This window comes from Capnocytophaga sp. oral taxon 335 str. F0486 (assembly GCF_000277665.1).
GTDB classification, from domain to species: Bacteria; Bacteroidota; Bacteroidia; order Flavobacteriales; family Flavobacteriaceae; genus Capnocytophaga; species Capnocytophaga ochracea.
In genome coordinates this window covers 81570-107685 of record NZ_AKFR01000010.1, presented here as the reverse complement: position 1 = coordinate 107685, position 26116 = coordinate 81570, and the positions used below count along the sequence as shown (strand labels likewise).

Annotated in this window: 17 protein-coding genes; 9 read left to right on the top strand and 8 right to left on the bottom strand. The window is 39.2% G+C overall.

The window, feature by feature from the left end; all coding sequences use genetic code 11:
• Window positions 1–967 precede the first annotated feature (967 nt).
• From HMPREF1320_RS01660 to HMPREF1320_RS01635, 6 genes are all read left to right on the top strand, one after another.
• Entirely contained in the window at window positions 968–2137 is a 1170-nt protein-coding gene (locus HMPREF1320_RS01660; protein WP_002672367.1) for an AGE family epimerase/isomerase, read from the top strand.
• 6 nt (window positions 2138–2143) lie between these two features.
• Window positions 2144–3409 carry a cyclically-permuted mutarotase family protein gene (locus HMPREF1320_RS01655; RefSeq protein ID WP_034553811.1) on the top strand — a complete coding sequence of 422 codons (1266 nt, stop codon included), beginning with the start codon at window positions 2144–2146 and terminating at the stop codon, window positions 3407–3409.
• 135 nt (window positions 3410–3544) lie between these two features.
• The gene (locus HMPREF1320_RS01650) at window positions 3545–4777 is read left to right on the top strand and encodes an MFS transporter (protein WP_009751435.1); all 1233 of its coding nucleotides are present in this window, start codon (window positions 3545–3547) and stop codon (window positions 4775–4777) included.
• Window positions 4778–4926: 149 nt separating this feature from the next.
• Entirely contained in the window at window positions 4927–5850 is a 924-nt protein-coding gene (locus HMPREF1320_RS01645; protein ID WP_009751441.1) for a dihydrodipicolinate synthase family protein, read from the top strand.
• Window positions 5851–5919: 69 nt separating this feature from the next.
• Complete coding sequence (locus tag HMPREF1320_RS01640; RefSeq protein WP_009751463.1) at window positions 5920–9255, top strand: SusC/RagA family TonB-linked outer membrane protein; 3336 nt, start codon at window positions 5920–5922, stop codon at window positions 9253–9255.
• Between the two features lie 12 nt (window positions 9256–9267).
• Complete coding sequence (locus tag HMPREF1320_RS01635) at window positions 9268–10845, top strand: RagB/SusD family nutrient uptake outer membrane protein (protein ID WP_009751484.1); 1578 nt, start codon at window positions 9268–9270, stop codon at window positions 10843–10845.
• 171 nt (window positions 10846–11016) lie between these two features.
• On the opposite strand, the gene HMPREF1320_RS01630 is transcribed toward HMPREF1320_RS01635, so the two are convergent.
• From HMPREF1320_RS01630 to HMPREF1320_RS01610, 5 genes are all read right to left on the bottom strand, one after another.
• Window positions 11017–12723 carry a phospho-sugar mutase gene (locus HMPREF1320_RS01630; RefSeq protein WP_034553814.1) on the bottom strand — a complete coding sequence of 569 codons (1707 nt, stop codon included), beginning with the start codon at window positions 12721–12723 and terminating at the stop codon, window positions 11017–11019.
• A gap of 93 nt (window positions 12724–12816) precedes the next feature.
• Window positions 12817–13596 carry a carboxypeptidase-like regulatory domain-containing protein gene (locus HMPREF1320_RS01625; RefSeq protein WP_232207521.1) on the bottom strand — a complete coding sequence of 260 codons (780 nt, stop codon included), beginning with the start codon at window positions 13594–13596 and terminating at the stop codon, window positions 12817–12819.
• A 75-nt stretch (window positions 13597–13671) separates the two neighbouring features.
• On the bottom strand, window positions 13672–15081 hold the full coding sequence (locus HMPREF1320_RS01620) for a CCA tRNA nucleotidyltransferase (RefSeq protein ID WP_009751446.1): 1410 nt from the start codon (window positions 15079–15081) through the stop codon (window positions 13672–13674).
• A complete protein-coding gene (kdsA, locus tag HMPREF1320_RS01615) occupies window positions 15081–15872 on the bottom strand; it encodes a 3-deoxy-8-phosphooctulonate synthase (protein WP_002672353.1) in 792 nt (263 codons plus the stop codon). The genes HMPREF1320_RS01620 and kdsA overlap by 1 nt, the downstream gene beginning before the upstream one ends.
• Window positions 15873–15965: 93 nt before the next feature.
• Window positions 15966–16547, bottom strand: coding sequence for a MarC family protein (locus HMPREF1320_RS01610; RefSeq protein ID WP_009751479.1), 582 nt, complete (start codon window positions 16545–16547; stop codon window positions 15966–15968).
• A 1082-nt stretch (window positions 16548–17629) separates the two neighbouring features.
• Between HMPREF1320_RS01610 and fumC the strand changes: the two genes are divergently transcribed.
• Window positions 17630–19027 carry a class II fumarate hydratase gene (gene fumC, locus HMPREF1320_RS01600; protein ID WP_009751439.1) on the top strand — a complete coding sequence of 466 codons (1398 nt, stop codon included), beginning with the start codon at window positions 17630–17632 and terminating at the stop codon, window positions 19025–19027.
• 90 nt (window positions 19028–19117) lie between these two features.
• On the opposite strand, the gene HMPREF1320_RS01595 is transcribed toward fumC, so the two are convergent.
• The 3 genes from HMPREF1320_RS01595 to HMPREF1320_RS01585 all read right to left on the bottom strand — a co-directional run bounded on the left by HMPREF1320_RS01595 (window position 19118) and on the right by HMPREF1320_RS01585 (window position 23606).
• Entirely contained in the window at window positions 19118–20572 is a 1455-nt protein-coding gene (locus tag HMPREF1320_RS01595; protein WP_009751428.1) for an aminoacyl-histidine dipeptidase, read from the bottom strand.
• A gap of 81 nt (window positions 20573–20653) precedes the next feature.
• Entirely contained in the window at window positions 20654–22876 is a 2223-nt protein-coding gene (locus tag HMPREF1320_RS01590) for a patatin-like phospholipase family protein (RefSeq protein WP_009417203.1), read from the bottom strand.
• A gap of 88 nt (window positions 22877–22964) precedes the next feature.
• Window positions 22965–23606: an O-methyltransferase gene (locus HMPREF1320_RS01585; RefSeq protein ID WP_034553806.1), complete on the bottom strand. Its 642-nt coding sequence runs from the start codon at window positions 23604–23606 to the stop codon at window positions 22965–22967.
• Window positions 23607–24080: 474 nt separating this feature from the next.
• Here HMPREF1320_RS01585 and pncA point away from each other — a divergent pair, with 474 nt between their 5' ends.
• Together pncA and HMPREF1320_RS01575 are read left to right on the top strand one after the other, a co-directional pair.
• The gene (pncA, locus tag HMPREF1320_RS01580) at window positions 24081–24620 is read left to right on the top strand and encodes a bifunctional nicotinamidase/pyrazinamidase (protein WP_009751466.1); all 540 of its coding nucleotides are present in this window, start codon (window positions 24081–24083) and stop codon (window positions 24618–24620) included.
• A gap of 23 nt (window positions 24621–24643) precedes the next feature.
• Window positions 24644–26104: a M14 family zinc carboxypeptidase gene (locus HMPREF1320_RS01575; protein ID WP_009751445.1), complete on the top strand. Its 1461-nt coding sequence runs from the start codon at window positions 24644–24646 to the stop codon at window positions 26102–26104.
• Window positions 26105–26116 lie beyond the last annotated feature (12 nt).

Genomic DNA, 26116 nt, shown 5'->3' with positions numbered 1-26116 from the left:
CTACAGTGGGTCTACAGTGGGTCTACAGTGGGTCTACAGTGGGTCTACAGTGGGTCTACAGTGGGTCTACAGTGGGTCTACAGTGGGTCTACAGTGGGTCTACAGTGGGTCTACAGTGGGTCTATAATGAATAAAAGACAGTGTGAGTTACACGGACAGATATAGAAAAGACGAACAAAACCTCTCCCTAACCTGCTCCAAAGGAGGAAATAAAGCGACGTAAAGACGAACAAATGACGAAGGAAAAAAGAAGGTAAGCTAAATCTAAGAGAGAGATAAGAAGAAGGTTATTAGTGGATTTTAACATTGCCAAAGGTTTGAAATTTTGGCAATGTTCATACAAATAACGGTGTGAGCGATACGGGTAGATAATGGAACAATGAAAGAGAATAGGTTTTGAGAAGTAATATAAGTGTTGAAATATAGGGAGTGGTTTGTAAATGACTAATATATAATGTGTAACAGAAAAGAGAGAGACTCTATTGCAATAGGAAAATGATGGATTTATTCTTGGAAATAAAATACAGTATGAAGCTATATGCTTTGCTTTATACATATTAATATGACTCTTCTATTTTATTATTATGCGCTTTATTTTCTATTTCAAATAAATTAATAGGCTGTTATTAATTAAAAGTTTTATTATTGTAGTTTTTATGCTATGTAGAATTTGTAAAATAAAATATTTTAAATTATTCTTTATGATAGATTTTTGAATGAAATAGAAAATAAAAAGATTGTTTATAGTTGTTTTTTCGAAATAATACGAAAATATAATACTTTCTGTTTAATTCAAATATATATGTAAATCAGTATGTTATACCTAAAATCAACATTTCATAAAATTTATATATAAAAAAACTTTATTAAATATTTGGTCATATCATTTTTTATTTGTTATTTTGCCCCGTCGATTAAAGAAGAATAAAAACTAAATCACAATTAAAACTAAGATACTATTTTAATAATGGATTTTAAACAATTAGAAAAACAATATCGCGATGAATTGTTACAAAACGTGATTCCGTTTTGGCTAGAGAAATCGCAAGACAAAGAATATGGTGGTTATTTTACTTGTCTTGACCGCCAAGGAAATGTATTTGATACCGATAAGTTTATTTGGTTACAAGGGCGTGAAGTATGGCTCTTTGCAATGCTTTATAACCGTGTAGAAAAACGGCAAGAATGGTTGGATTGCGCTATACAAGGAGCAGAGTTCCTCAAAAAATACGGACACGACGGAAACCTAAACTGGTATTTTTCATTAGACCGACAAGGTAACCCTCTTGTGGAACCTTATAATATTTTCTCTTATACCTTTGCTACGATGGCTTTCGGTCAGTTGAGCATTGCCACAGGCAATCAGGAATATGCCGATATAGCCAAACGCACTTTTGATATTATCCTTTCCAAACAAGATAATCCTAAGGGAAAATGGAACAAAGCCTACCCAGGCACTCGTTCGCTTAAAAACTTTGCCTTGCCTATGATTCTCTGTAATTTGGCATTGGAGATAGAACCCTTATTGGACGAGGCTTTTATCGAGAAAACGATGGATACTTGTATTCACGAAGTAATGGACGTATTTTTACGCCCTGAACTGGGTGGCATCGTAGTAGAAAATGTAAATGCAGACGGTTCGCTATCTGATACTTTTGAAGGTCGTCAGCTTACCCCCGGTCACGCCATTGAGGCAATGTGGTTTATAATGGACTTAGGCAAACGTCTCAATCGTCCTGAGCTCATCGAAAAGGCGGTGCAAACTACTCTAAAAATGATTGACTACGGTTGGGATAAACAGTATGGCGGTATTTACTACTTTATGGATAGAAAAGGCTGTCCGCCCCAACAATTAGAATGGGATCAGAAACTGTGGTGGGTACATATAGAAACGCTTATCTCGCTGATAAAAGGATATCAACTCACTGGTAATAAAGAGTGCTTGCAGTGGTTTGAGAAAGTGCATCATTACACTTGGGAACATTTTAAAGACCCTAAACATCGCGAATGGTGGGGGTACCTCAACCGCCAAGGCGAAGTGCTCTTAGACCTCAAAGGCGGTAAATGGAAGGGCTGTTTTCACGTACCACGTGGCTTATATCAAGTGTGGAAAACAATTGCAATGATTAATGGTTAGTTGTTAATGGTTAATGATAAAAGACAAATAATGAACAGAAAAACTTTGACAAAGTCTAAGCTACTTTGCCAAAGTTTCCTGCCCGTGCGGCTCGCACCTTTGGCAAAGTCTGCACTATTCGTTTTATCTCTAATAATATTGACGGCTTGTACAGAAACCCAAAAAAAACAACCTATGAAAATTAATATTACAACACTTACCACCCAAGGCTTGGAAGGCGATTTGCAGAAAGGCGTTTCGGCTTCTTATGCTGCCCTGCTCAACGGTGAATTATTGGTAGCAGGAGGGTGTAACTTCCCTGATAAACTCGGGTTTGAAGGCGGAAAGAAAGTGTTTTACGATGAAATACTTCACTTCAATAAAACACAAAACCAATGGCAAACAGTAGGCAAACTTCCTGAAGCAGCGGCTTATGGGGTATCGGTAGCGATTCCTACTGGCTATCTGTGGATAGGAGGACAGACGGCTACACACTCTTTAGCCAATTGCTATAAGGTGCAGTATTCAAAAGAAAAAGGCATTACGCTTACTTCTTTCCCCTCTTTGCCTGAACCACTCGACAACTTTGCAGGTGCGAGCATAGGTAGCAAGGTGTTTGTAGCGGGAGGTAGTGCTTCGGGAAAGCCCTCTAACAAAGTGTATTATATCGATACTGCTACTGATAAAGAGTGGCATCGCTTGCCTGATTTTCCCGAAGAGCCCAGTGTACAACCTGTATTAGTAGCGATGGAACAAGAGGGTGATACACACTTATTCTTGTTAGGAGGCTTTTTCGGGGGGGATACTACCCGCGTGCCTACCCTCTCTACTACTGTGTGGAGGTATAGTGTGCAACAACAACAATGGCAAAAAGTAGCTACACAAGAAAGTCCTGATAAAGTACTATTTTCGCTCACAGGAGCTACAGCTTTGGCTATTGATAACCGCTATATTGCTTGCTTTGGAGGTGTAAATGCGACACTTTTCTTAAAAACCATCACCGACCTCTATCATATAGGTCGAGATACTACCCTCACTGATGAGACACGCAAGCAGAAAAACTACGATTATATGTCGCATTATATGACACAGCCCATTGAGTACTATCGTTTCAATAAAGAGTGTTATCTGTTCGATACTCACACGCAAGAGTGGTTGGTGCTCGATACACAAACTGATTTCGCTCGAGCAGGCGCTACCTTAGTAGGCTCTCCAGATGAGTTCTACCTCGTACAAGGAGAACTAAAACCCGGTGTACGTAGCAATAAAACTTTCAAAGTTGTGGTAAAATAGTATATACTTACTTAAGGGAGAGGCTACGCCTCAGAAATCAATCAAAAAAAACAAAATCAAACAAACTTTTGTTGATCTGTTAGATTTCCTGACCGTAGGGAGGTTTTTTAACAAACCAATATAACAATTGATACTATGAAAAACAGTAAAATATACCCTTGGATAGTAGTGGCATTGCTATGGGTGGTGGCACTACTCAATTATTTAGATCGACAAATGCTCTCCACGATGCAGGAGTCGATGAAAATGGATATCAAAGAGCTTGCTGTGGGAGAAAACTTTGGTAGGCTGATGGGAGTGTTCCTTCTTATCTACGGATTGATGAGCCCTGTGGCTGGTATTATTGCCGACCGCGTGAACCGCAAGTGGATGATTGTAGGAAGCCTGTTTGTATGGTCGGCAGTAACTTATGGTATGGGTTATGCGACAACCTTTAATCAGGTGTATTGGCTGCGCGCCTTAATGGGACTCAGTGAGGCGCTTTACTTAGCTACTGCTCTTTCTATGATAGCCGATTACCATACTTCAAAAACACGCTCTTTGGCTATAGGTATTCATATGTCGGGACTCTATGCAGGACAAGCCTTAGGAGGCTTTGGAGCTACCATTGCCTCTAACTATACTTGGCATACTGTGTTTCACTGGTTTGGTATGGTAGGGATAGTGTATGCTTTCTTTTTGGTATTTACTCTCTTTGACATAGAGCGCAAACCACAAGCAACTACACAAGCAACACCAGCACCGAAAAACTCATTATTGTCGTCGCTTGCTCTTGTGTTCGGCACTTTCTCTTTCTGGATACTCTTGTTCTACTTTATGGCATCGAGCTTTCCAGGTTGGGGAACTAAGAACTGGTTGCCTACGCTCTTTGCTACTAACTTAAATGTACCAATGGCTACCGCAGGCCCCATAGCAACAATTTCTATAGCTATATCTTCTTTCTTGGGAGTGCTCATAGGAGGTACATTATCCGACCGCTGGGTACAGACAAATATCAAAGCGCGCATCTATACTAGTACTATTGGCTTAGGGATCACGATTCCTGCCTTGATACTCATAGGCTTTGGTGAGTCGTACGTGGCAATGATAGGGGCAACCTTGCTCTTTGGCGTTGGCTACGGAATGTTCGATACCAACAATATGCCTATCTTATGCCAAATTATTCCGCAACAGCAACGCGCTACGGCTTATGGCATTATGAATATGGGAGGCGTATTTTCGGGCTATGCTGTTACCTTAATGCTCGGTACTTCTACCGATGCGGGCAACTTAGGAGCTGATTTTAGCAAACTCTCGGTGATTATCTTAATAGCCATTGTACTGATGTTGCTATTCTTAAAACCTAAGAGAGAATTGTGTGGAGAATAATCCTCCCCAACTCTTCCCAAGAAGGAGCTAATTGAAATAGAATTATTAATAAACACTCTCCTTATTATTGCTTTTGAGGTTCCCCTTCCCCTTCCTTTTTGGGAGGGGAAGAAAGGAGAGGGAGAGGAATAAATAAATAACTAAATAAAATGACATTTGAAAAAATTAATGGGCTAATAGTAGCGCCCTTTACACCTTTTGACAAGAAAGGAGAAGTAAATTTAGACCCTATTGATCAGTATGCAAAACTCTTGCAAAAAAATGGATTGATAGGGGTATTTATCAACGGTTCGTCAGGTGAAGGCTATATGATGACAGTTGAAGAACGTATGAAGATAGCCGAAAAGTGGGTATCAGTAGCTCCCAAAGGCTTCAAAGTGATTGTACACTGTGGAGCTACCTGCATAAAAGATAGCCATAAAATGGCACAGCACGCCCAAGAAATTGGAGCTTTCGGTATAGGGGCAATGGCTTCACCTTTCCCCAAAGCGGGTAGGATAGAGGAGCTGGTGAAATACTGCGAAGAAATAGCTTGTGGAGCACCTAATCTGCCTTTCTATTTTTACCATATCCCTGTGCTCAATGGGGTGTACCTTCCTATGTTGCCGTTCCTTAAAGCAGCTGACGGACGTATTCCTAACTTAGCGGGTATCAAATACACCTACGAACCACTTTATGAGTACAACCAATGTATGTTGTACAACAATGGTAAATACGATATGCTTTACGGCTTAGATGAGACTATCCTCAATGCTCTTGTAATGGGGGGTGCTCGTGGTGGCATTAGCGGTACTGGTAGCTATATAGGCAAGGTATTGGTAGGTATCATAGATGAATATCACAAAGGCAATATTGCCAAAGCTGCTGAGTTGCAAAACTACGCCCAAGACGTGATAAATGTAATTGCTAAATATCGTGGCAACATAGTTTGCGGCAAGCGTATAATGAAGTTGCTTGGTTTAGACTTAGGTATCAATCGTACGCCTTTCCAAAACATTACTGATGAAGAGGAAGTAGTCATTAAGAAAGAATTGGAAAGCATTGATTTCTTTAAAAAATGTAACCAAATGTAGTATATATAAAATGTAATTAACCTACCACCCCATTGTATTTATAAAATCAATCAGTAAAAATTTAAAGTAATGAAGCAAAAGTATTTATTTAATGTATTCTTCTTGTTGTTTTTTACCACAATAGGTTGGGCGCAAGAGATAATAGTGAAAGGGACGGTTTCTTCTGATGAAATGCCGTTGCCAGGCGCTGCTGTAGTTGTGAAAGGTACCACACACGGTGCCCAGACCGACTTTGAAGGGAACTATACCCTCACTGCAAAGGAGGGTGATATTCTTGTATTTAGCTTTGTAGGGTATACTACCCAAGAGAGAAGAGTAACAGGTAGTCGCCCTATTAATGTGTCGTTAAAGGAAGAAGCGAATGTATTGGAAGAAGTAGTGCTTACTGCTTATGGAGGTACACAAAAGAAAGCAAAAGTAACGAGTTCTATTGCTTCAGTGAAAACAGAAGTATTATCAACCGGTTCTTTTTCTAACCCTGCTCAAGCTCTTTCAGGAGCAGTGGCAGGACTCAGGGTAGCACAGACTTCAGGAAGTCCAGGAGCAGCTCCTACCTTAGTACTTCGTGGAGGTACTAATCTTGATGGTTCAGGCTCACCCCTTGTTATCATAGATGGACAAATCAGAGGGGGATTGAATGACATCAACCCCGATGATATTGAATCAATGGATATATTAAAAGATGCTGGTGCTACTGCTATTTATGGAGCAAGAGCCAGTAATGGGGTAGTATTGGTAACTACTAAAAGAGGTAGAGCAGGTGTTTCGTCACTGAATGTAAAATTGAAGCACGGATTTGCTTATATGAATAACCAAGTAGAGTTTCTCAATGCACGTGATTATCTTTATTGGCAACGTACGGCGGTACGTAATAGTGCCCGTGTATGGCAAAATGCTTCAGGTGATTGGAAAGGATTTACTAACGAAGCGAGTTTAAGTGGTGCACAGCCTTACGGTACAGGTAATAAACACTTCAAAAGTATGACCGATGATACGGTATTAAATCCTAATGAAAGTGCCAATTCATATTGGTCTACTATGTTCTCAGAAAGCCTTTCACCTTCTCAAAAACAAAAACTTCTTTCAGAAGGATGGCAAACGATGACGGATCCTATTACAGGTAAAGAACTTATTTTTTATGATTTTGATTTCAAAAAGGCAGCTTTCCGTCCTTTTGCTCTTACTAGAGACTATTCGTTATCAATGACAGGAGGTAATGACAAAGGAAAATATTATGCTGGTTTGGGCTATTATAACCAAGAAGGTTTGCCTATCAAGAGTTGGTATAAGCGACTCACTGGTACTTTGAACGCTGAGTATAAGTTAAAACCTTGGCTTACTTCCACCAGCAACTTCTCAATAGCCTATGCTACTTGGTATAAAAATGTGAATACTTCTGCAGATGATGCCTATTTTGGACGTATGCTTTCAGCTCCCCCTACTCAAAAAGAAAAAGTAAATGGGCAGATAGTAATGGGACGTGGTGGTGCTGACGGTAACCCACGTTTTTATGAAAATATATTTCTTCGTGATAATAATACAAATAAAATTAATTTCGGACAAAGTCTTAGAGCTGATTTGTACAAAGGACTTTCATTAACAGTGAGTGGACAAGTGATGTTTGATGAAGAATATTATGAAAGCTTTAATAAAGACCACCAAACCTCACCAGGTAAAGCTGCTAATAACTGGAGTAGAACTAGAAGTACTTCAGCTAGCTTTAAAAGAACTATACGCCAAACTTATAATAGTATCTTAAACTACAAGTTTGATATAAAATCTCATCACTTTGATGCTATGGCAGGTTATGAGTACTACGACAGCTATACACGCGGGCTTAGTGCTTCAGGCTCAGAAGCACCTACCGATGAATTCCAAGACTTAGGTTTGACTTCTAACAAAGAAGGTAAACGTGGGATAGATTCATATCATTATGGCAATAGAATCAAATCATATTTTGGACGTTTAAACTATGACTATGCTGATAAGTATTTGTTTTCATTTACTATTCGCCGTGATGGATATTCTCGATTGATTAATAACCGTTGGGGTAACTTCCCTGCAGCCTCTCTGGGTTGGATTATCACCCGTGAAGAGTTTATTCCTGACAATATAAAACGAGTACTTTCGTTTGCAAAACTCAGAACCAGTTTTGGTTTGAATGGTAATGTGCCAGATAAATTTATAGGTGATTATACCTTACAAGGTTCTTATGGCACTAATAAGTACAATGGGGCAGTAGGCTATGCCATAGGTACTTTTCCTAATAAAGGACTTCGTTGGGAGAAAACGCGTACCTTTGAAGTTGGATTAGATTTAGGTTTTATCCAAAACCGTATCAATGCTAATTTTACATTGTACGATCGTTTGACAAGTGATAAGATACAGTCAATGACACTTCCACACTCATCAGGTGCTTCTGCTATCAATACTAACAATGGTTCTTTCAGAAACAGAGGGGTGGAGATGGAAACCAACTTCCGGATTATTGATAAGAATGATTTGCATTGGAGTTTAGCAATAAATGCTGCTTATAACAAAAATACAGTAGTAAAACTGCCTCATAACGGTTACCCTAATAATAGACAAAATGCTATTGAGGCATATAACCCTACCACAGGTAAAAAAGAATGGGTAGGAGGTTATCAAGAAGGACAAGAGCCTGGTGATATGTATGCTCACGAAGCGTTAGGTATATACCAAAATGAAGAACAAGTAAGACGCTTGGCTAATAATTTAGTTGATGAAACCGGGCCTAAAAAACTATACGGGCCTGCCGCTTGGGCAAGACTAAGCGATGCTGAAAAAGAAAAAGGACTTCCTATCCAGCCTGGAGATGTAATTTGGAGAGATGTGAATGGAGATGGTAAAATTGATAATTATGACTTAGTGAAAGCTGGTAATATTTACCCTAAATGGACAGGAGGTATCAATACTACCTTAAGTTATAAAAATATTCGACTTTCTGCTCGTATGGACTATGCGCTCAACTTCAAACAGCGTATCTCAATAGGTAACTCATTACCTTGGTACTTAGGTAATATGCAAGGTACTTTTAACACTGTTAAACAGGTAAATGATACTTGGACACCCGATAATCCTACTGCTAAATATCCTAAATATTATTGGGCTGACCAGCTTGGTAAACGTAATTACTACCGTAGTTCAACAATGTTTATTTATGAAGGAAGTTACTTAGCCTTCCGTGAGATAGCTCTTAGTTATAATTTCCAAAAAGATATAGTTAGTAAAATGGGACTTGATAATTTAGAGCTATCTTTGATAGGTCAGAACTTAGGTTACCTTACTAAAGCCGAAACTTATTCTCCTGAGGCTTTGGGACAATCAAACTCAGGCTATCCATTGCCAAGGACTATTATCTTAGGATTAAATCTAACCTTTTAAAAAATGCAACATATGAAAGTTTTAAAATATATAACAATTATCGCAGGGCTATTACTTACAGTCTCTTGTAATGATTTAGACCTTGTTCCAGAGGACTATAATGGTAGTGGTAACTTCTGGAAAAATGAAGCTCAAGTAGTAGGAGCTATCGAGGGAGTGCATAACCAATTTAGGAGTAATGATTTTAACTATTGGATAATGGGTGAAGCACGTGGAGGTACTATGGTGCCCGGTGGTACGTCATCATTAGAGCAGAATATATATTATTCCGATATAAAAATACAGAACTTTTCTGCTCAAAATCCTAATAACAGTTCTTGGTTTGACTTTTATGGAAAGATTTTTAATATTAACAATGCTATTAAGAATATTCAAGAAGCCAATTATTTAAGTGAAACCAATAAGAATTATTATTTAGGGCAAATGTACGGAATGCGTGCGTGGTACTATTTTTGGCTTTATAGAACCTATGGGGGTGTACCCATTAAAACTGGAACTGAAATATTAGACAAGACGCCTAGTAGTGGTAAAGAATTATTTACGCCTCGCAGTACTCCAAAAGCTACTTTAGATTTTATAAAGACCGATATTAATAACTCTGAAAAATATTTTACAGATTCTAACAGAGTGAATAATTTTGATAGAATACATTGGTCATATTATGCTACCTTAATGCTTAAAGCTGAGATTTATCTTTGGTCAGCCAAAGTCACTACCGGTGACCAAGTTCCTTCTGCATCTGATTTAGACGCTGCAAAAGAAGCATTAGACAAGGTAGCTAGTTCAGGTAAATTTAGCCTTTTACCTAACTATGCTGATGTATTTGCTTACAATAAAAAGCAAAATAATGAGATTATATTTGCAATGGCTTTTTTAGAAAATGAAGCAAGTACTCCGTTCAACTCATTTATGTATTACCCACCTAATTTTATCAATAAATACGATGAAACTGGGAAAGCTTTTCCTAATAATGACCCCTTAAAGATTCAGTCAGGGTTCTTATTCAATGAGTATAAATTTGAATTGTTTCAGGCTTTTGATGCTACTGATACCCGTAGAGCTACTACATTCCTATCGTTTTACTCTAATGCAGCTAAAACACAAGGGAGAGGGATAGCTCTCATCAAATATATAGGCTTTATAAACTCAGCGAACACTCGTGTTTTCTCTGATGATATACCTGTATACCGCTATGCCGATGTACTGTTGATGTATGCTGAGATAGCTAATAAGCAAGGCTCTGACCCCTCTACTTATATCAACCAAATTAGACAGAGGGCTTATGGTTCAAATTATACTTCAGCTAATGCGTATACACATACTAACTTTGCTGATGGTGAGTTAGCTATCTTGAAAGAACGTGATAAAGAGTTTGTAGCCGAATCTAAACGCTGGTTTGATGTTCGCCGTCTACAAGATGCCTCTGGTAAACCTCTTGTATTTTCAAAAGAGGCAAGCTATGGTACAGTGGCGGGCAATGTAGAGCCTATACTGAACCAAAATACAGAAGCACATAAGCTACTTTGGCCTATCAATTCTGATATTATCAGTAGAGATACACTCGTTACTCAAACACCTGGTTACAAATAAAGATAAAGATTTTTAGCTTTATTGAAGATGAAAACGGAGTTCCTTGTAAGAGGGGCTCTGTTTTCTGTTTTATATATTTCTTTCTTCAAAAAAAGTACCTCTGCATTCAATTGTTGAATGCAGAGGTACTGTCTATTTGCGGACTCTATATAGAGTATATAGAGTGGTTCACTATTTTAATTTCAACTCTTCTACTATCTTTTGGATTTTTCCGTCCAAAACCTTTTGAGTTGCTTCAAAAGCGTCTACACTGCTCAAAGATGTATTTACACTGAAATAAAACTTAATCTTAGGCTCTGTACCGCTGGGGCGTGCTGCTACGCGGGTACCCTTATCGGTGTGGTAGATGAGCACATTCGATTTAGGAACGTCTATTTCTTCTACTTTGCCAGTAAGTGGGTGGAATGCCTTAGACGATTGGTAATCGCAAATCAGCGTTACTTTTTCTCCGTTAATTTCCTTCAACGGATTTTCGCGCAAGTTTTTCATCATCTTAGCAATCTCTTCTGAGCCCGAAATACCTTTTTTCACTAAGGAAATGAGGTACTCTTTGTAGAATCCGTATTTAGTATAAGCGTGTAGCAATTCTTTGTAGAACGAACTGCCTTTAGCTTTAGCAAATGCAGCAATCTCACAAGCCAATAGGGTCGCAGTTACGGCATCTTTATCGCGTACGAAATCACCAACCATATAACCGAAGCTTTCCTCTCCACCGCCTATGAAAGTGAGCTTAGGGAAGTCTTTTATCATCTTGGCAATCCATTTAAAGCCCGTGAGTCCTTCTTTGTATTGCACTTTGTAAGCATTAGCAATTGCGTGAACCATAGGAGTCGAAACAATAGTAGAAGCTACAAACTCATTGCCTTTAAAGCCTTTTTTGCTTTGTTGTGCCAAGAGAAAGTCGGTCATCATTACCATTGTTTGGTTACCGTTAAGTAGCACCATTTTGCCGTGAAGGTCGCGAACGGCTATACCTATACGGTCGCAATCGGGGTCGGTACCTATTACGATATCAGCTCCTATTGCGTCTGCTTTTTTGAGTGCCAACGTAAGAGCTTCCGGCTCTTCGGGGTTAGGTGATTTTACCGTAGGAAAATTGCCATCAGGTACAGCTTGTTCCTCTACGATGTGTACATTGGTAAAGCCAGCGCGTTTGAGCACATCGGGAACCATAGTGATAGACGTTCCGTGCAAAGAAGTAAATACAATTTTTAGCTTGTCTTTCTCAGGAGCATTGAAGTCTCCGTGTTTGATAGATGCTTCGGCAAAAGCATTGTCAAGTTCTTTGTCGATGTAGTGAATAAGACTCTCATCGGCGTTGAATTTGATGTCTTTGAAGTCAAGGGCTTCAATAGCTTTCATAATATCACCATCTTCAGGTGGTACGGTTTGTCCGCCGTCTTGCCAATACACTTTATAACCGTTGTATTCAGGTGGATTGTGAGAAGCGGTAAGCACGATACCTGCTTGGCAGCCTAAGTAGCGTACTGTAAACGAAAGCTCTGGGGTAGGGCGGAGGTCAGAGAAGAGGAATACTTTTATGCCATTAGCAGCAAACACATCGGCTACTATTTTGGCAAACTTCTTAGAGTTATTGCGACAGTCGTGAGCGATAGCCACTTTAATCTCTTGGTTAGGGAAGCATTTTTTGAGGTAGTTGCTCAATCCTTGGGTGTTTTTGCCTAACGTGTATTTGTTGATTCGGTTAGTACCAATTCCCATAATACCACGCATACCACCAGTACCGAACTCTAAGTTCTTGTGAAAGGCTTCGTTGAGCTCATCGGGATTTCCGTCGATGAGGGCTTGAACCTTGTTGCGGGTTTCTGCATCAAAAGTGTCAGAAAGCCACATTTTTGCTGTTTCAATACTTTTCATAAAATTAATTTTATATAGAGGCTGACTCTTGTTATATATTTTATCAGCGTTGTTTTTCGTTAGCAAAGGTACAAATTAATTATTAAATAACAATTAATTATTAACATTTTTTTTTGTTTCTTCTTTCTGTAAATTAGTTAATTCATTCCACCATTCGTATAACATAAATTCTAATTGCTTGTTGTCTTTTCGCTCTACAAGCCGATGTGCTTCGGGTTTTTCCATTACATAGAAAGCTAAGGTGCCTATTTCTTCTTCCGTTAGGTGATGTTCATTTTTGAGGTAGTTGCCCATCTCATTTACGATGTAATGTGCCACCCTTAGGTTCTTTTCATTGATAACTTGTTGCTTTATAATCTTTGCCTTTCCGTTCAGGTGGTTGATAATTGCATTGAAATTAAAACTCACATTTCCTACTAGTAGTTTGTAGAGGGAGAATTTGTCTATTTGAAGAATATCTGTATTAGCGTACTTCCGTTTCTCTTCCCAAGTGCGTTCTTTTGGAGTATGTTGTAAAATACCCAAACTCTGAGCAGTAATCTTAGGTTTTTCAGTAACACTCACTTCTTCTAATGCAATAGTAATATCAGTCATTTTCAAAACAACCAATCGCTGTAAATCCACTTGTGTAAGGCTATGGTAAAGTGTTTTCTTGCCTACATACGTAGCTTTTAAGCTCTGTCCTTTGGTAGCGTCTATCGAAAAAGACCCCTCAGCATCGGTAGTAGTATAGTGCTGGTTGTCTATGTTTTGAATATGCACCCCTTCCAAAGGCGCATTGTTGTAGAATACTTTTCCTCTGATACGCGTCATTTCTTGCCCCCTCATCAAAAGCGGACTCATCAGCAATAATATGAAAAACCATAATCTCATTACTAAATTAATCGCCTGTACGGCTCGCACTGCCTGTGTGGCTCACACTGCCTGTGCGGCTCGCACCTCGTACCTCTAAATCAACTTCATCTTCTTTGCTTTCTCCATCATAAAGGCTTTGGCAGCCTCGTATTCATTAGGGATTTTCCCCTCTAAAATCGCTTCTTTTATCGCTTCTTTTAGCATTCCTACCGGTTGTGAAGGAGGTAAGTTGAACGTCCGCATTATCTCTTCACCGCTTACCGGAGGTTGGAAATTGCGAATGTGGTCTTTTTCTTCTACTTCCACTACCTTTTGGCGTACTATCTGGAAATTGTCGTGATATTTTTTGAATTTCTTAGGGTTTTTGGTAGTAATATCAGCTTCGCAGAGGGTCATTAGGTCTTCAAACTCCTCTCCAGCATCAAATACCAAACGGCGTACAGCCGAATCAGTAACAATATCATCAGCGATGATAATAGGGCGCGAACTCATCTTTACGATTTTCTGTACGTATTTCATCTTGTCGTTCAGAGGCATTCGCAAACGTTTGAAGAGGTGATATACCATCTTGCTCCCCACAAACTCGTGTCCGTGAAATGTCCAACCTATCTTCTTGTCGAAGCGTTTGGTAGGTGCTTTGCCAATGTCGTGTAAGAGTGCAGCCCAGCGTAACCAAAGGTTATCGGTGTTTTCTGATATATTATCCACCACTTCTAAGGTATGCCAAAAGTTATCTTTATGGCGTTGTCCGTCGTGTTCCTCCACCCCTTGCAAGGCAATGAGTTCTGGGAGGATATAGTGCAGCAAGCCCGTTTCGTACAGCAATTTCAGTCCAATAGAAGGTTTAGGCGAAGCGAGTATCTTGTTCAGTTCCTCTACAATACGCTCGTTCGAGATGATTTTTAGCCGTTCCTTATTATCAGTAATAGCTTTTAGCGACTGCTTTTCAATCTTAAAGTTCAGTTGGGTAGCAAACCTAATAGCACGCATCATACGCAAAGGGTCGTCTGAATAAGTAATATCAGGGTCTAAGGGGGTACGAATGAGCTTTCGTTTTAAGTCGCCTAAGCCGTCAAAAGGGTCGATAAGCTCGCCAAAAGTATCTCTGTTCAGAGAGAAAGCCATTGCGTTGATAGTGAAATCCCTACGATTTTGGTCGTCTTGTAGCGTGCCACTCTCTACATAAGGCTTGCGTGAGTTTGCCTCATAACTTTCACGGCGTGCCCCTACAAACTCAATATCTAAGCCATCGGCTTTAATCATTGCTGTACCAAAGTTTTTAAATATCGATACTTTAGGAGCACTAGGCAATCGCTCAGCTACTTTTTCAGCCAACGAAATACCACTACCGATTGATACTACATCGATGTCTTTGGGAAGTTTTTTCTCTAATAAATAATCGCGTACAAAGCCCCCAATCACGTAACTTTCAACGGATATCTCAGCCGAAATATCGCTTATGAGTTTAAAAATAGGATTAGAAAGCGCTTCAGTATAGTTCATTAAAATTCGTTAATTGTTTTGCGAATGGCAACCAAACGCGTTAAAAGACCTTCAAGGAGGTCGAGATGTAGCATATTTGCCCCATCACTTTTGGCGTTAGCAGGGTCAAAATGGGTTTCGATAAAAAGTCCATCGGCATTGTTCACAATAGCAGCGCGGGCAATGGTTTCAATCATATCTGGGCGACCGCCTGTTACCCCACTACTTTGGTTAGGCTGTTGTAGCGAGTGCGTAACGTCCATTACTACGGGAGCAAACTTGCGCATCGTCGGAATTCCGCGAAAATCTACTATCAAGTCTTGATAACCGAACATCGTGCCACGGTCAGTTATCAACGCTTTTTCATTGCCACTATCAAATACTTTTTGCACGGCAAATTGCATACTCTCAGGACTCATAAACTGACCTTTTTTCAGGTTCACTACCTTGCCCGTTTCGGCTGCTGCCACCACTAAATCAGTCTGGCGCACCAGGAAAGCTGGTATTTGCAGTACATCTACATATTCGGCAGCCATCGCCGCATCGCTCACCTGATGAATATCAGTAACAGTAGGAACATTAAAGGTTTGCCCTACTTTTTGGAGTATTTTTAGTGCCTTTTCATCGCCTATGCCCGTAAACGAATCTACGCGACTCCTATTGGCTTTCTTAAAACTCCCTTTAAAAATGTAGGATATATTCAGTTTATGGGTGATATTCACTATATGTTCAGCAATTTTCATCGCCATATCTTCCCCTTCTATAGCACAAGGTCCCGCTAAGAGAAAGAAATTATCTTCTTTGTTTATCATTTTGTTTAATTGTTAGGTATAATTCTTTGAGGTTAGTAGCTTTTTCGTAATTTTTTATTTGTCGGTGAGGTTCGTACTGTTATTTGTCATTCATCATTGACCAAATAACATCGCCCTAATATTAGTAGTAAACAAGTTTACTGCAATCGCTAAAAGTATAACTCCAAAAAGGTTGTGAATTACGGTAATGCCCTGTTTGCCTAAAAACTTCTCTATTTTCTCCGAAGATTTAAGCACTACGTACACAATAATCATATTAATGAGGATTGCCACTATAATATTCTCTACATAAAACTTTGCCCTAAGGGAGAGTACAGTAGTGAGAGCCCCTGCTCCTGCCACCATAGGGAAAGCCAAAGGGACAATAGAGGCAGTCTCAGGCGTAGTGCCTTTGTAGAGGGTGATACCTAAAATCATCTCTAAGGCGAGAAAAAAGAGAATAAATGCCCCAGCTACAGCAAATGCCTCAACTGTTACTCCAAACAAATTGAGTAATTGCTTGCCTATAAATAAAAACAGAATAAGCAAAATACCGGCTACAATAGCTGTTTTCTCAGATTGTATACGTCCTGCTTTTTTGCGCAGATTAATAATGATAGGCACACTTCCGATAATATCAACTACCGCAAAGAGCACCATAGTAGCGGAGACAATCTCCTTTACATCGAAATTCATAATCTAAAAAATTTGTGCAAAAGTACTAAAATAATTGCGAACGATGAAAAAAAAATCTCCCAATTTGTTAATTAATTGATTTACCAATATTTTAATATAACTAAAAGATTGATTTCACCTACATCATAATACGATAAAAACACTTTCTTACAATTATCATAGCCTCATCTTTCCTTCATCATTTGTTCGTCATTTGTTCGTCATTTGTTCGTCATTTGTTCGTCATTTGTTCGTCATTTGTTCGTCATTTGTTCATTTGCCCGTGCGGCTCGCACCGTCATTTGTTCGTCATTTGTTCGTCATTTGTTCGTCATTTGTTCGTCATTTGTTCATTTGCCCGTGCGGATCGCACCGTCATTTGTTCGTCATTTGTTCGTCATTTCATTATCTGCTCTTGTGGCTCGCATTTTCCTTAGGCTTGATTCAGTTTCGCTCTATCTTCAAATAAGTCTTGTCTTTCAGACCGATAGTCTTTACCAATTTTTCTTTAAGGCTTGTCCCCCTTCGGGGGTTCGGGGGCTTCTCACTCGTCTTTTCACTATCTGTCCTTGTACCTTGCACCGCTTTTTGTATGAACTTTGCCCAAGTTTCAAACTTTGGCAAAGTTAAAATCCACTAATAACCTTCTTTTTATCTATCTTTTAGCTTTAACTTAGATTTATCCATCGTTCGTCTTTTGTTCGTTCTAGACCCACTGTAGACCCACTGTAGAGCCACTGTAGACCCACTGTAGAGCCACTGTAGACCCACTGTAGACCCACTGTAGACCCACTGTAGACCCACTGTAGACCCACTGAAAAGCCACTTATTGTTCGATTATCCTATAAGTTTCCTATAAGTTTTGTATATTCCTCTCCTAATTTTATTTTATCATTAATTCACTTCACCCAAAAATGCCCGTCGTGCTACAACTGTCTGTGCGACTCGCACCTGCCCGTGTGGCTCGCACCTGCCTGTCTTTAATAAATAAATAGAATACAGTAATGGTATCAAAAAATCTCAGAAAAATTTTAATATTTAGAAAATACAACGTACCTTTGTAGCGTTTTTAAAAGAAGATTATTTTAACTAATACAAACAAAATGAGTTATAGAATTGAAAAAGACACTTTGGGTGAAGTGAAAGTGCCAGCCGATAAATATTGGGGAGCACAAACAGAGCGTTCACGCAACAACTTTAAAATCGGTGCACCCGCTTCTATGCCGATTGAAATTATCCGTGGTTTTGCTTATCTTAAAAAAGCTGCCGCTTATGCAAACTTCGATTTAGGAGTGCTTTCAGCCGAAAAACGCGATGCTATCGCTCAAGTTTGCGATGAAATTCTCGAAGGCAAACTCAATGACCAATTCCCATTAGTAATTTGGCAAACCGGTTCAGGTACACAATCTAATATGAACGTGAACGAAGTGATTGCCAATCGTGCTCAAGTGTTGGCTGGTAAAAAAATAGGTGAAGGCGACCCCGTACTAAAAGCCAATGACGATGTAAACAAATCACAATCGTCTAATGATACTTTTCCTACCGGTATGCACATCGCTTGCTATAAAATGGTAGTTGAGAAAACTATTCCTGGTGTTCAGAAACTACGCGATACTCTCGCTGCTAAATCTGAAGCCTTTAAAAATGTAGTAAAAATAGGTCGTACGCACCTTATGGACGCTACACCACTTACTTTGGGACAAGAACTTTCTGGCTACGTATCTCAACTCGACCACGGTTTGCGTGCTCTTAAAAACACATTAGCTCACCTTTCAGAATTAGCCTTAGGAGGTACAGCCGTAGGTACAGGGCTCAATACCCCTAAAGGTTACGACGTGAAAGTAGCTGAATACATTGCTAAATTCACCGGTCTACCTTTTGTAACCGCTCCTAATAAGTTTGAAGCTTTGGCTTCTCACGATGCAATTGTCGAAAGCCACGGAGCTCTTAAACAATTAGCCGTATCGCTCAATAAGATTGCAAACGATATTCGTATGATGGCTTCAGGACCTCGCTCAGGTATAGGCGAAATCATCATTCCTGCTAACGAACCTGGTAGCTCTATTATGCCCGGTAAAGTAAATCCTACTCAATGTGAAGCTATGACAATGGTGGCAGCTCAAGTAATGGGTAATGATGTAGCTATTTCAGTAGGAGGTACACAAGGTCATTATGAATTAAATGTATTTAAACCATTGATGGCTTCTAACTTTCTTAAATCAGCTGAGTTGATAGGAGATGTTTGTGTGTCATTTGAAGAACACTGTGCAAGTGGTATTGAACCTAATTACAAACGCATTAAGGAATTAGTAGATAACTCGTTAATGCTTGTTACAGCTCTTAACACTAAGATTGGCTATTACAAAGCAGCCGAAATAGCGCAAACGGCTCACCGCAATGGCACTACTCTTAAAGAAGAAGCTGTGCGTTTAGGCTATGTAACTCCGGAAGACTTCGATAAATGGGTACGCCCTGAGGATATGGTCGGAAGCCTTAAATAAGTAATATAAAAAGTTTATAATATTAAAAAAAGGGAAAGCTATCTAATTGATAGCTTTCCCTTTTTTATGTAAGTAACTGTATATTTGTTCTTATTTGTTAGGAATATGTTGCAATATCGCTAGTAAGAACTTCCAAAACTTCTGTACAGAAGCTATATTTACCCTTTCAGCAGGCGAGTGTGCTCCTTTGATAGTAGGACCAAAGCTCACCATTTCCATTTCGGGGTAATGGGTTCCTAAAATGCCACATTCTAAGCCTGCGTGGCAAGCTACTACATTAGGTGTTTCACCGAAGAGCGTTTTGTATTGTGCTTTTACAATCCTCAAGATTTCAGCATCTACTTTGGGTTCCCAACCCGGGTAACTACCAGTGTATTCTACTTCAAATCCAGCTAACTCAAAACTACTGCGAATCGTATCAGCCAAATCATATTTAGAAGTTTTTGAAGCCGAACGAGTGAGGCAGTACACGTTTGTTTCGCCGTCTTTAATTTGTACCCTTGCTACGTTATTGCTGGTTTCTACAAGGTCAGCAATCGTCTGACTCATTTTGTACACCCCATTGAAAGCTGCGTAAAGAGCGCGTAATACATCTTCTTGTTCTTCTTCTTCCATTACTTTCTCAGGTACCGCAGTAGGTTCAAGTAATACTGTAAGAGTCGGTTCAGTTACTGAATACTCGTGTTGGAGTGCTTGGGTAAGCGTAGCTACTTCTTTTTTAAAAGCCACTTCGTCGTTTTTATTAATAGTTACCACCGCTACGCTTTCTCTCGGAATAGCATTGCGCAAACCGCCTCCATCTACACTTGCAATATGCAAACCAAATTTCTCAGTACAAGTGAATAATATACGGTTCATAAGTTTGTTGGCATTAGCATAACCCTTATGGATATCCGTACCACTATGTCCGCCGTGCAATCCTTTTATGGTAAGTGTATAGCCTACTGAATTATCAGGCGTATCTACCATGTCGTACTCTCTAAACGCCGATACATCTACACCACCGGCACATCCTATATCAATTTCGTCGTCTTCCTCAGTATCTAAGTTGAGAAGAAAATCACCAGAGAGCAATCCGCCTTTAAGTCCTTTGGCTCCTGTCATTCCTGTTTCTTCATCAATAGTAAAGAGTGCTTCAAGAGCAGGGTGGGGGATATCCTTACTTTGTAAGATAGTCATAATACTCGCAACCCCAATACCGTTATCGGCTCCCAAAGTTGTACCATCAGCACGTACCCAGTCGCCATCTACTAACATTTTGATACCTTCCGTACTAAAGTCGAATACCGTATCATTGTTCTTTTGGTGTACCATATCAAGGTGTGATTGTAACACTACTGTTTTGCGGTTTTCCATTCCTACCGTAGCGGGCTTTTTAATGATTACATTGCCCGTTTCGTCTTGGTAGGTATCAAGCCCTAAACTTTTGCCGAAAGCCACCATAAAAGCAATGACTTTCTCTTCTTTTTTTGATGGACGAGGCACGGCATTCAAGCTCGCAAAGTTCGCCCATAACTGTTTTGGTTCTAACTCTGTTATTTTCATTATATTTATTAATTATTAGTTTTTAGTCATCAGTTATCAGTTGTTAGTATTTAGTCGCTATCGCTTTTACCTTTTACCTAATCAGAACCAGTACCCTATATTAAACAGCCATATCGCTTGTCGTATTTCAGGTGAGTAAGTGCACTTCAGTTCTATAGGACCTAAAAAACTCTCAATGCTATATCCTATCCCATACCCCGAATAGTCTGGGTATTTCTTCCATTCGAAACTCTCAAAAAGATTGTTGTCTGCTTTAGCAATATTCGCTAATAATAGCAAGTGTTGTTTCTTAAAGGGTTGGATATCTATTACCAATTCCGATTTTAAGTAGTTTTTAGCACCAATACTCAAAAAATCATAGCCGTAAAAAGGTGAATAGTTCGTAAATACATTCTTGTTATACCCTCCTAAAAAGAAGTCTAATGAGTATACATTAGAGCCTCCTATCGTAACACCGCCTTCTAATCCTACTCGTGCGCTCAATCTTGGCAAGATAGGAAAAGCAAATGATAACTCTACTTTACCCGTTGTAAATTTGTTAAAATCTGAGTAGTTTGAGGCAAGTGCATAAAAATTGAACTGTGTATTGAAGTACACCCCTCTACTGGGGAAAAAGCTATTGTTAAAGCTGTCGTATTTAAGATAAGAATACAAACTGCCTATATGACTCTTTTCCGAATACGAAGTAGCTGAACTTATTGAATGTACTTGCTCAGTATCAAACTGTATTTTGCGGTGCTCTACTCCTAAGCCAAATACAAAACCATTACCCGAAAGTGTTTGCAAATACAGCTGATTTACCCAGTCGTAAGCCTCTACGTCCATTCGGTTGAGTTCCGACTGCTCTATTCGGTAGTTAGATAAGCGTTTTGTGTTCAGCTTTCGGTCGAATTGCACAAACTTAGACCGCAATCCATAACTGATGTAAAATCCCTTATCCACAAAATAATCAAACTGATAGCGTATGTTATCTCCTACAATAAGGTCGAGTGAAAGAAAATCACTGCTTTGTAAGAAATAGTTCCGAGTATAGTTCATCAAGAACCCTGTTTTTAGCAGATTGTCATAATGTATCCCAAATTTCAAAAAGGTGCGTTGCGGATTCTCTCTTAAATAAAAGTCTATATGTTCCCCTTCAAATGTGTGCCTAATCTGGTGATTGATAGAATGGAAATTGTTAGTAGCCATCAAGTTGTCTATTCCGTCGTTCAGTTGCTCGAACGAAATCTTACGGTTTAGATATTTCAAGTGTAGTTTACCGCGCAAATAACTACGTGAAAAGTGCTCGTTGTTATGAAAATGGACGTCTTTTAAGTAAAAGGAATCTATCTTTTGTATTCGTTCTCTTTCCTCTGTATGTTTTTGTTGAGCTGCAATCTCACGCAATCTTGGTAGAAAATGTTCCGCTGCTATTTTGCCATTGTTGATGATTGTCTCTCCTTTATCAAACGAAATAACGTTGAATCCCTCTATATTAGGTTTGATGTATACATCGGTCTCTTTTATTTTTTTTGGCATATTATCTATCATTGGGAAGGTAGTAATCTGCGAAAAAATACTCAAAAAAGAGTTAATCTCCTCTCGTTTTGCTAGCGGACTCTGTACATCTACCCCTATGATAATATCCATTCCTTTTTTCTTAACTTCGTCTACCGGATAATTATCGGCAATACCGCCATCGGTAAGCCATTTACCATCTATTTCTACCAAATCGAATAGTGAAGGAAACGAACCGCTTGCTTGTATCGCTTGAGGCAAGAAACCGTTTTCAAGTACTACGCCTTTACCTGTTTCTATATCCGTTGCTACACACAAGAAAGGAATGGGTAACTGCGAAAAATCATAGATTTCATTCACCGGATAGAGTAGTTTCACAAACTCATTGTAGATGTTTTGTCCTTTTGATACCGCACGAGGCAACCCTACTTTGAAGTTATTGAAAGGCAATGCTACTGCATAACGGTCGTATATATAGCGCTCGTGTAATGATTTAGCACGGCGTGAAGTCTTGTCTTGCAAGAGTTTATCAAAGTCTAACTGACGGAAGATAGAGTCCAACTCATTGGCTGAATAACCCGCCGCATACAAAGCTCCTACCATAGCCCCCATACTCGTACCCCCGATGTAATCGATGCGCACCCCTGCTTCTTCCAACACTTTTAGTACCCCTATATGTGCTAACCCTTTCGCACCTCCACCGCTGAGTACCAATCCCACTTTTAAATCCTTTTTGTGGGTAGTATCTTGCGCACGCAGAAGAGGACTACTAAGTATCAGAAATATGGTTGCTAAGAATATTCTCATCCAATGAATTGCTTTTTAAAACAGGCACAAAGGTATAAAATAATTAACAAATAACAATATAAAAATGAGGATTAATTTTTTAATCACTCTATTTTACTCTCGATATGGTAATACCGTCCCGTATGGGGAGTAGCACTGTCTCTATACGAGGGTCTTCTTTTAGTTTTTCGTTGTAAGCCATTAAGGCTTGGGTATGTTTATCCGAAGGCTTTACTTCTTGCACTACTTTACCACTCCACAACACATTGTCAGAGAGGATAACACCTCCTGAGTTCATTTTCTCTATCACCAAATCAAAATAATGAGCGTAATTCTGTTTGTCAGCATCTATGAAAACAAGGTCGAAAGTAGTGCTGAGAGTAGGGATAATATCGGCTGCCTTGCCTAAGTGTTGCACAATTTGCGCCCCATAGCCACTCCGGTCAAAAAACTCCCTTTGCAGGTCAGTGAGTTCCTCTTTGATGTCGATAGTATGCAAAACACCATCAACTGCCAACCCTTCTGCCAAACAGAGGGTTGCGTAGCCCGTGTAAGTGCCTATTTCTAAAATAGTTTTAGGCTGTATCAATTTAGAGAGCAAACTGAGGAAACGCCCTTGTAAATGACCACTAATCATTCTCGGTTGCAGTACAGTAAGATGAGTGCGCCTACTGAGTTCTTGCAGTAAAGGGGGTTCGTTGTCAGTATGTTCGCAAGCGTAATTTTCTAAATCTTCTGATAAAAAGTGCATTGGTAAAATATTTTTTTGGCAAAGATAGCAATAATATTGAAAAAAGCTGTACCTTTGCCACAAAAGCCAAAGGTAGAGAAGATTGATAGGAATGTAGAAGAAGCGAGGTAAAGTACTTTTTATTTCCAATATAACAATAACTTTACTATACCTTTTCTTCGTTCATTGTTCATTTGCCCGTGTGGCTCGCACCGTCATTTGTTCGTTCATTGTTCATTTGCCCGTGCGGCTCGCACCGTCATTTGTTCGTCATTTGTTCGTCATTTGTTCGTTCATTGTTCGTCTTTTGTTCGTCTTTTGTTCGTCTTTTGTTCGTCATTTGTTCGTCATTTGTTCGTTCATTGCTTATTTGCTAGTGTGGCTCACACCGTTTATCACATAAGATTTCGTATAATCCCTCCTAACTCACCATTAATCATTAATCATTAACCATTAACCATTAATCATTAATCATTAGTTTAGAAAAGAGTTACTATGAAAGCACTTGTAATTGTAGATGTTCAAAACGATTTTATGCCTACCGGTACATTACCTGTACCCCAAGGCGACCAAATAATTCCCTTTATCAATGCCGAAATGACACAAGGGTATGACCTTATTGTTGCAACACAAGATTGGCACCCTGCTACTCATAAAAGTTTTGCAAGTCAGCACGCAGGTAAAAAGCCTTTTGAAGTAATACAGCTCGGAGGTATCGACCAAATACTGTGGCCAGACCACTGTGTGCAAGGTACTTTCGGAGCTGAACTGCATAAAGATTTAGATATTCGCCCCATTACAGCCATCTTTCGCAAAGGAATGAACCCCGAAGTGGATAGCTACAGTGCTTTTTTTGATAATAATAAACAGAACAACACAGGATTACACGGCTTTTTGCAAGACAAAGGCATTACAGAACTCGTATTTTGTGGCTTAGCAGGTGATTTTTGTGTAGCTTATAGTGCCAATGATGCCAAAGCCTTAGGCTATAAGGTAAGTTTGTTCGACAAAGGTATAAGGTCAATCAATTGCTAAAAAATAAATATTAAAAGAATAATATGTTAAAAATAGAAGTGAAATATATTGCGTATATAATATTAGCTGTGGCTTTTGCGGGTTGTGATACACCTTTCTTCTCTCCAAGAGAAAACTACCAAACACCCTTTGAGCAAACTGATGGTACCAAGAGCTCATCATATGAGGAAGTAATAGACTACTACAAAGATTTATCGAAAGAGTTTGCTTCTATTTCCTTTAAAACAATGGGGCAAACCGATAATGGTCAGCCGTTGCACCTGGTAATCTACAGTCCCGATGCCGAGTTTAATCTCTCCAAGTATCACAAAGATAGAACCATTGTTTTTATCAATAGTGCTATTCACGGCAACGAACCTGATGGAGTGGACGCTACTATGTTGCTCTTTCGTAATTTGGCGCAGAATGAAATTAAGCTTTCCAAAAATGTGATAGTAGTAACTATCCCAGTGTACAATATAGGCGGAATGCTTACAGGTAAGAAAAACAGTGAAGCAAACTACAATTTAAACTGCGATTTTGTAAAAGCTGATGTAGAAAATACCTTGTCGTTTGCTAAAATCTTACAAGAAGTACAGCCAGATATCTTTATTGATAATCACGTAACTGATGTAGCTAATGTTTCTTATGTGTTAAGCTATTCTACTTCACAAATTGAGAAGTTAGGCGTTTTTACAGGAGGTTATGTACGTGATGCTTTATTGCCACGTCTCTCTCAGCAGTTAGAAAAAAGGCAACTCCCTTTCCAAAGCGATAGTTTGAGAACCCCTTTTAAGCAATTAACCTTATCCTCACACCCCGATATTCCTCGATATGCCACTGGTTATGTCAGCTTGTGGAACTGTATGAGTATCCGCATTAATACTAATGGGCAAAAACCCTACAAACAACGCGTAGAAGCTAACTATGAGATGATGAAAAACCTTGTAGAAATAGCCGATGCTGACAATCAGTATATCAAGCAAGTAAAAATCAAACAAACAGAGGCTGATAATGCACAAAAAGAATATTCGTTGGAATGGGAAATAGATTCTACTCAATATACAAAAGTAGAAGAAAAACCCCTTTACAATCATTTTAAACCCGTGCAGAGTGTTAGTATTCCTCAAAGTTATATCGTTCCTAGAGTATGGCAAAGAGTAATTGACCGCCTAAAAGCTAACGGTGTAGCAATAACAGAAATAGAGAAAGATACGCTGATGAATGTAACATCTTACCGCATTGAGAATTTTAAAACTTATACCTATCCGTTTGAGGGGCATTATTTGCATCACCAAACACAAGTGAGTCCTCAGAAAGAAAAAGTACAACTTTACAAAGGCGATTATCTTATTGAGGTAGCGCAACCCGCTAAACACTATCTGTTAGAAACCTTAGAACCTCAAGCACCTGATTCTTTCTTTAATTGGAACTTTTTTGATAGTGTTTTAGGGAAAGAAGAAGGTAAAAATGCACCTATTTACCCTATTTACCGAAAAGAATAATTTTAAAATAGC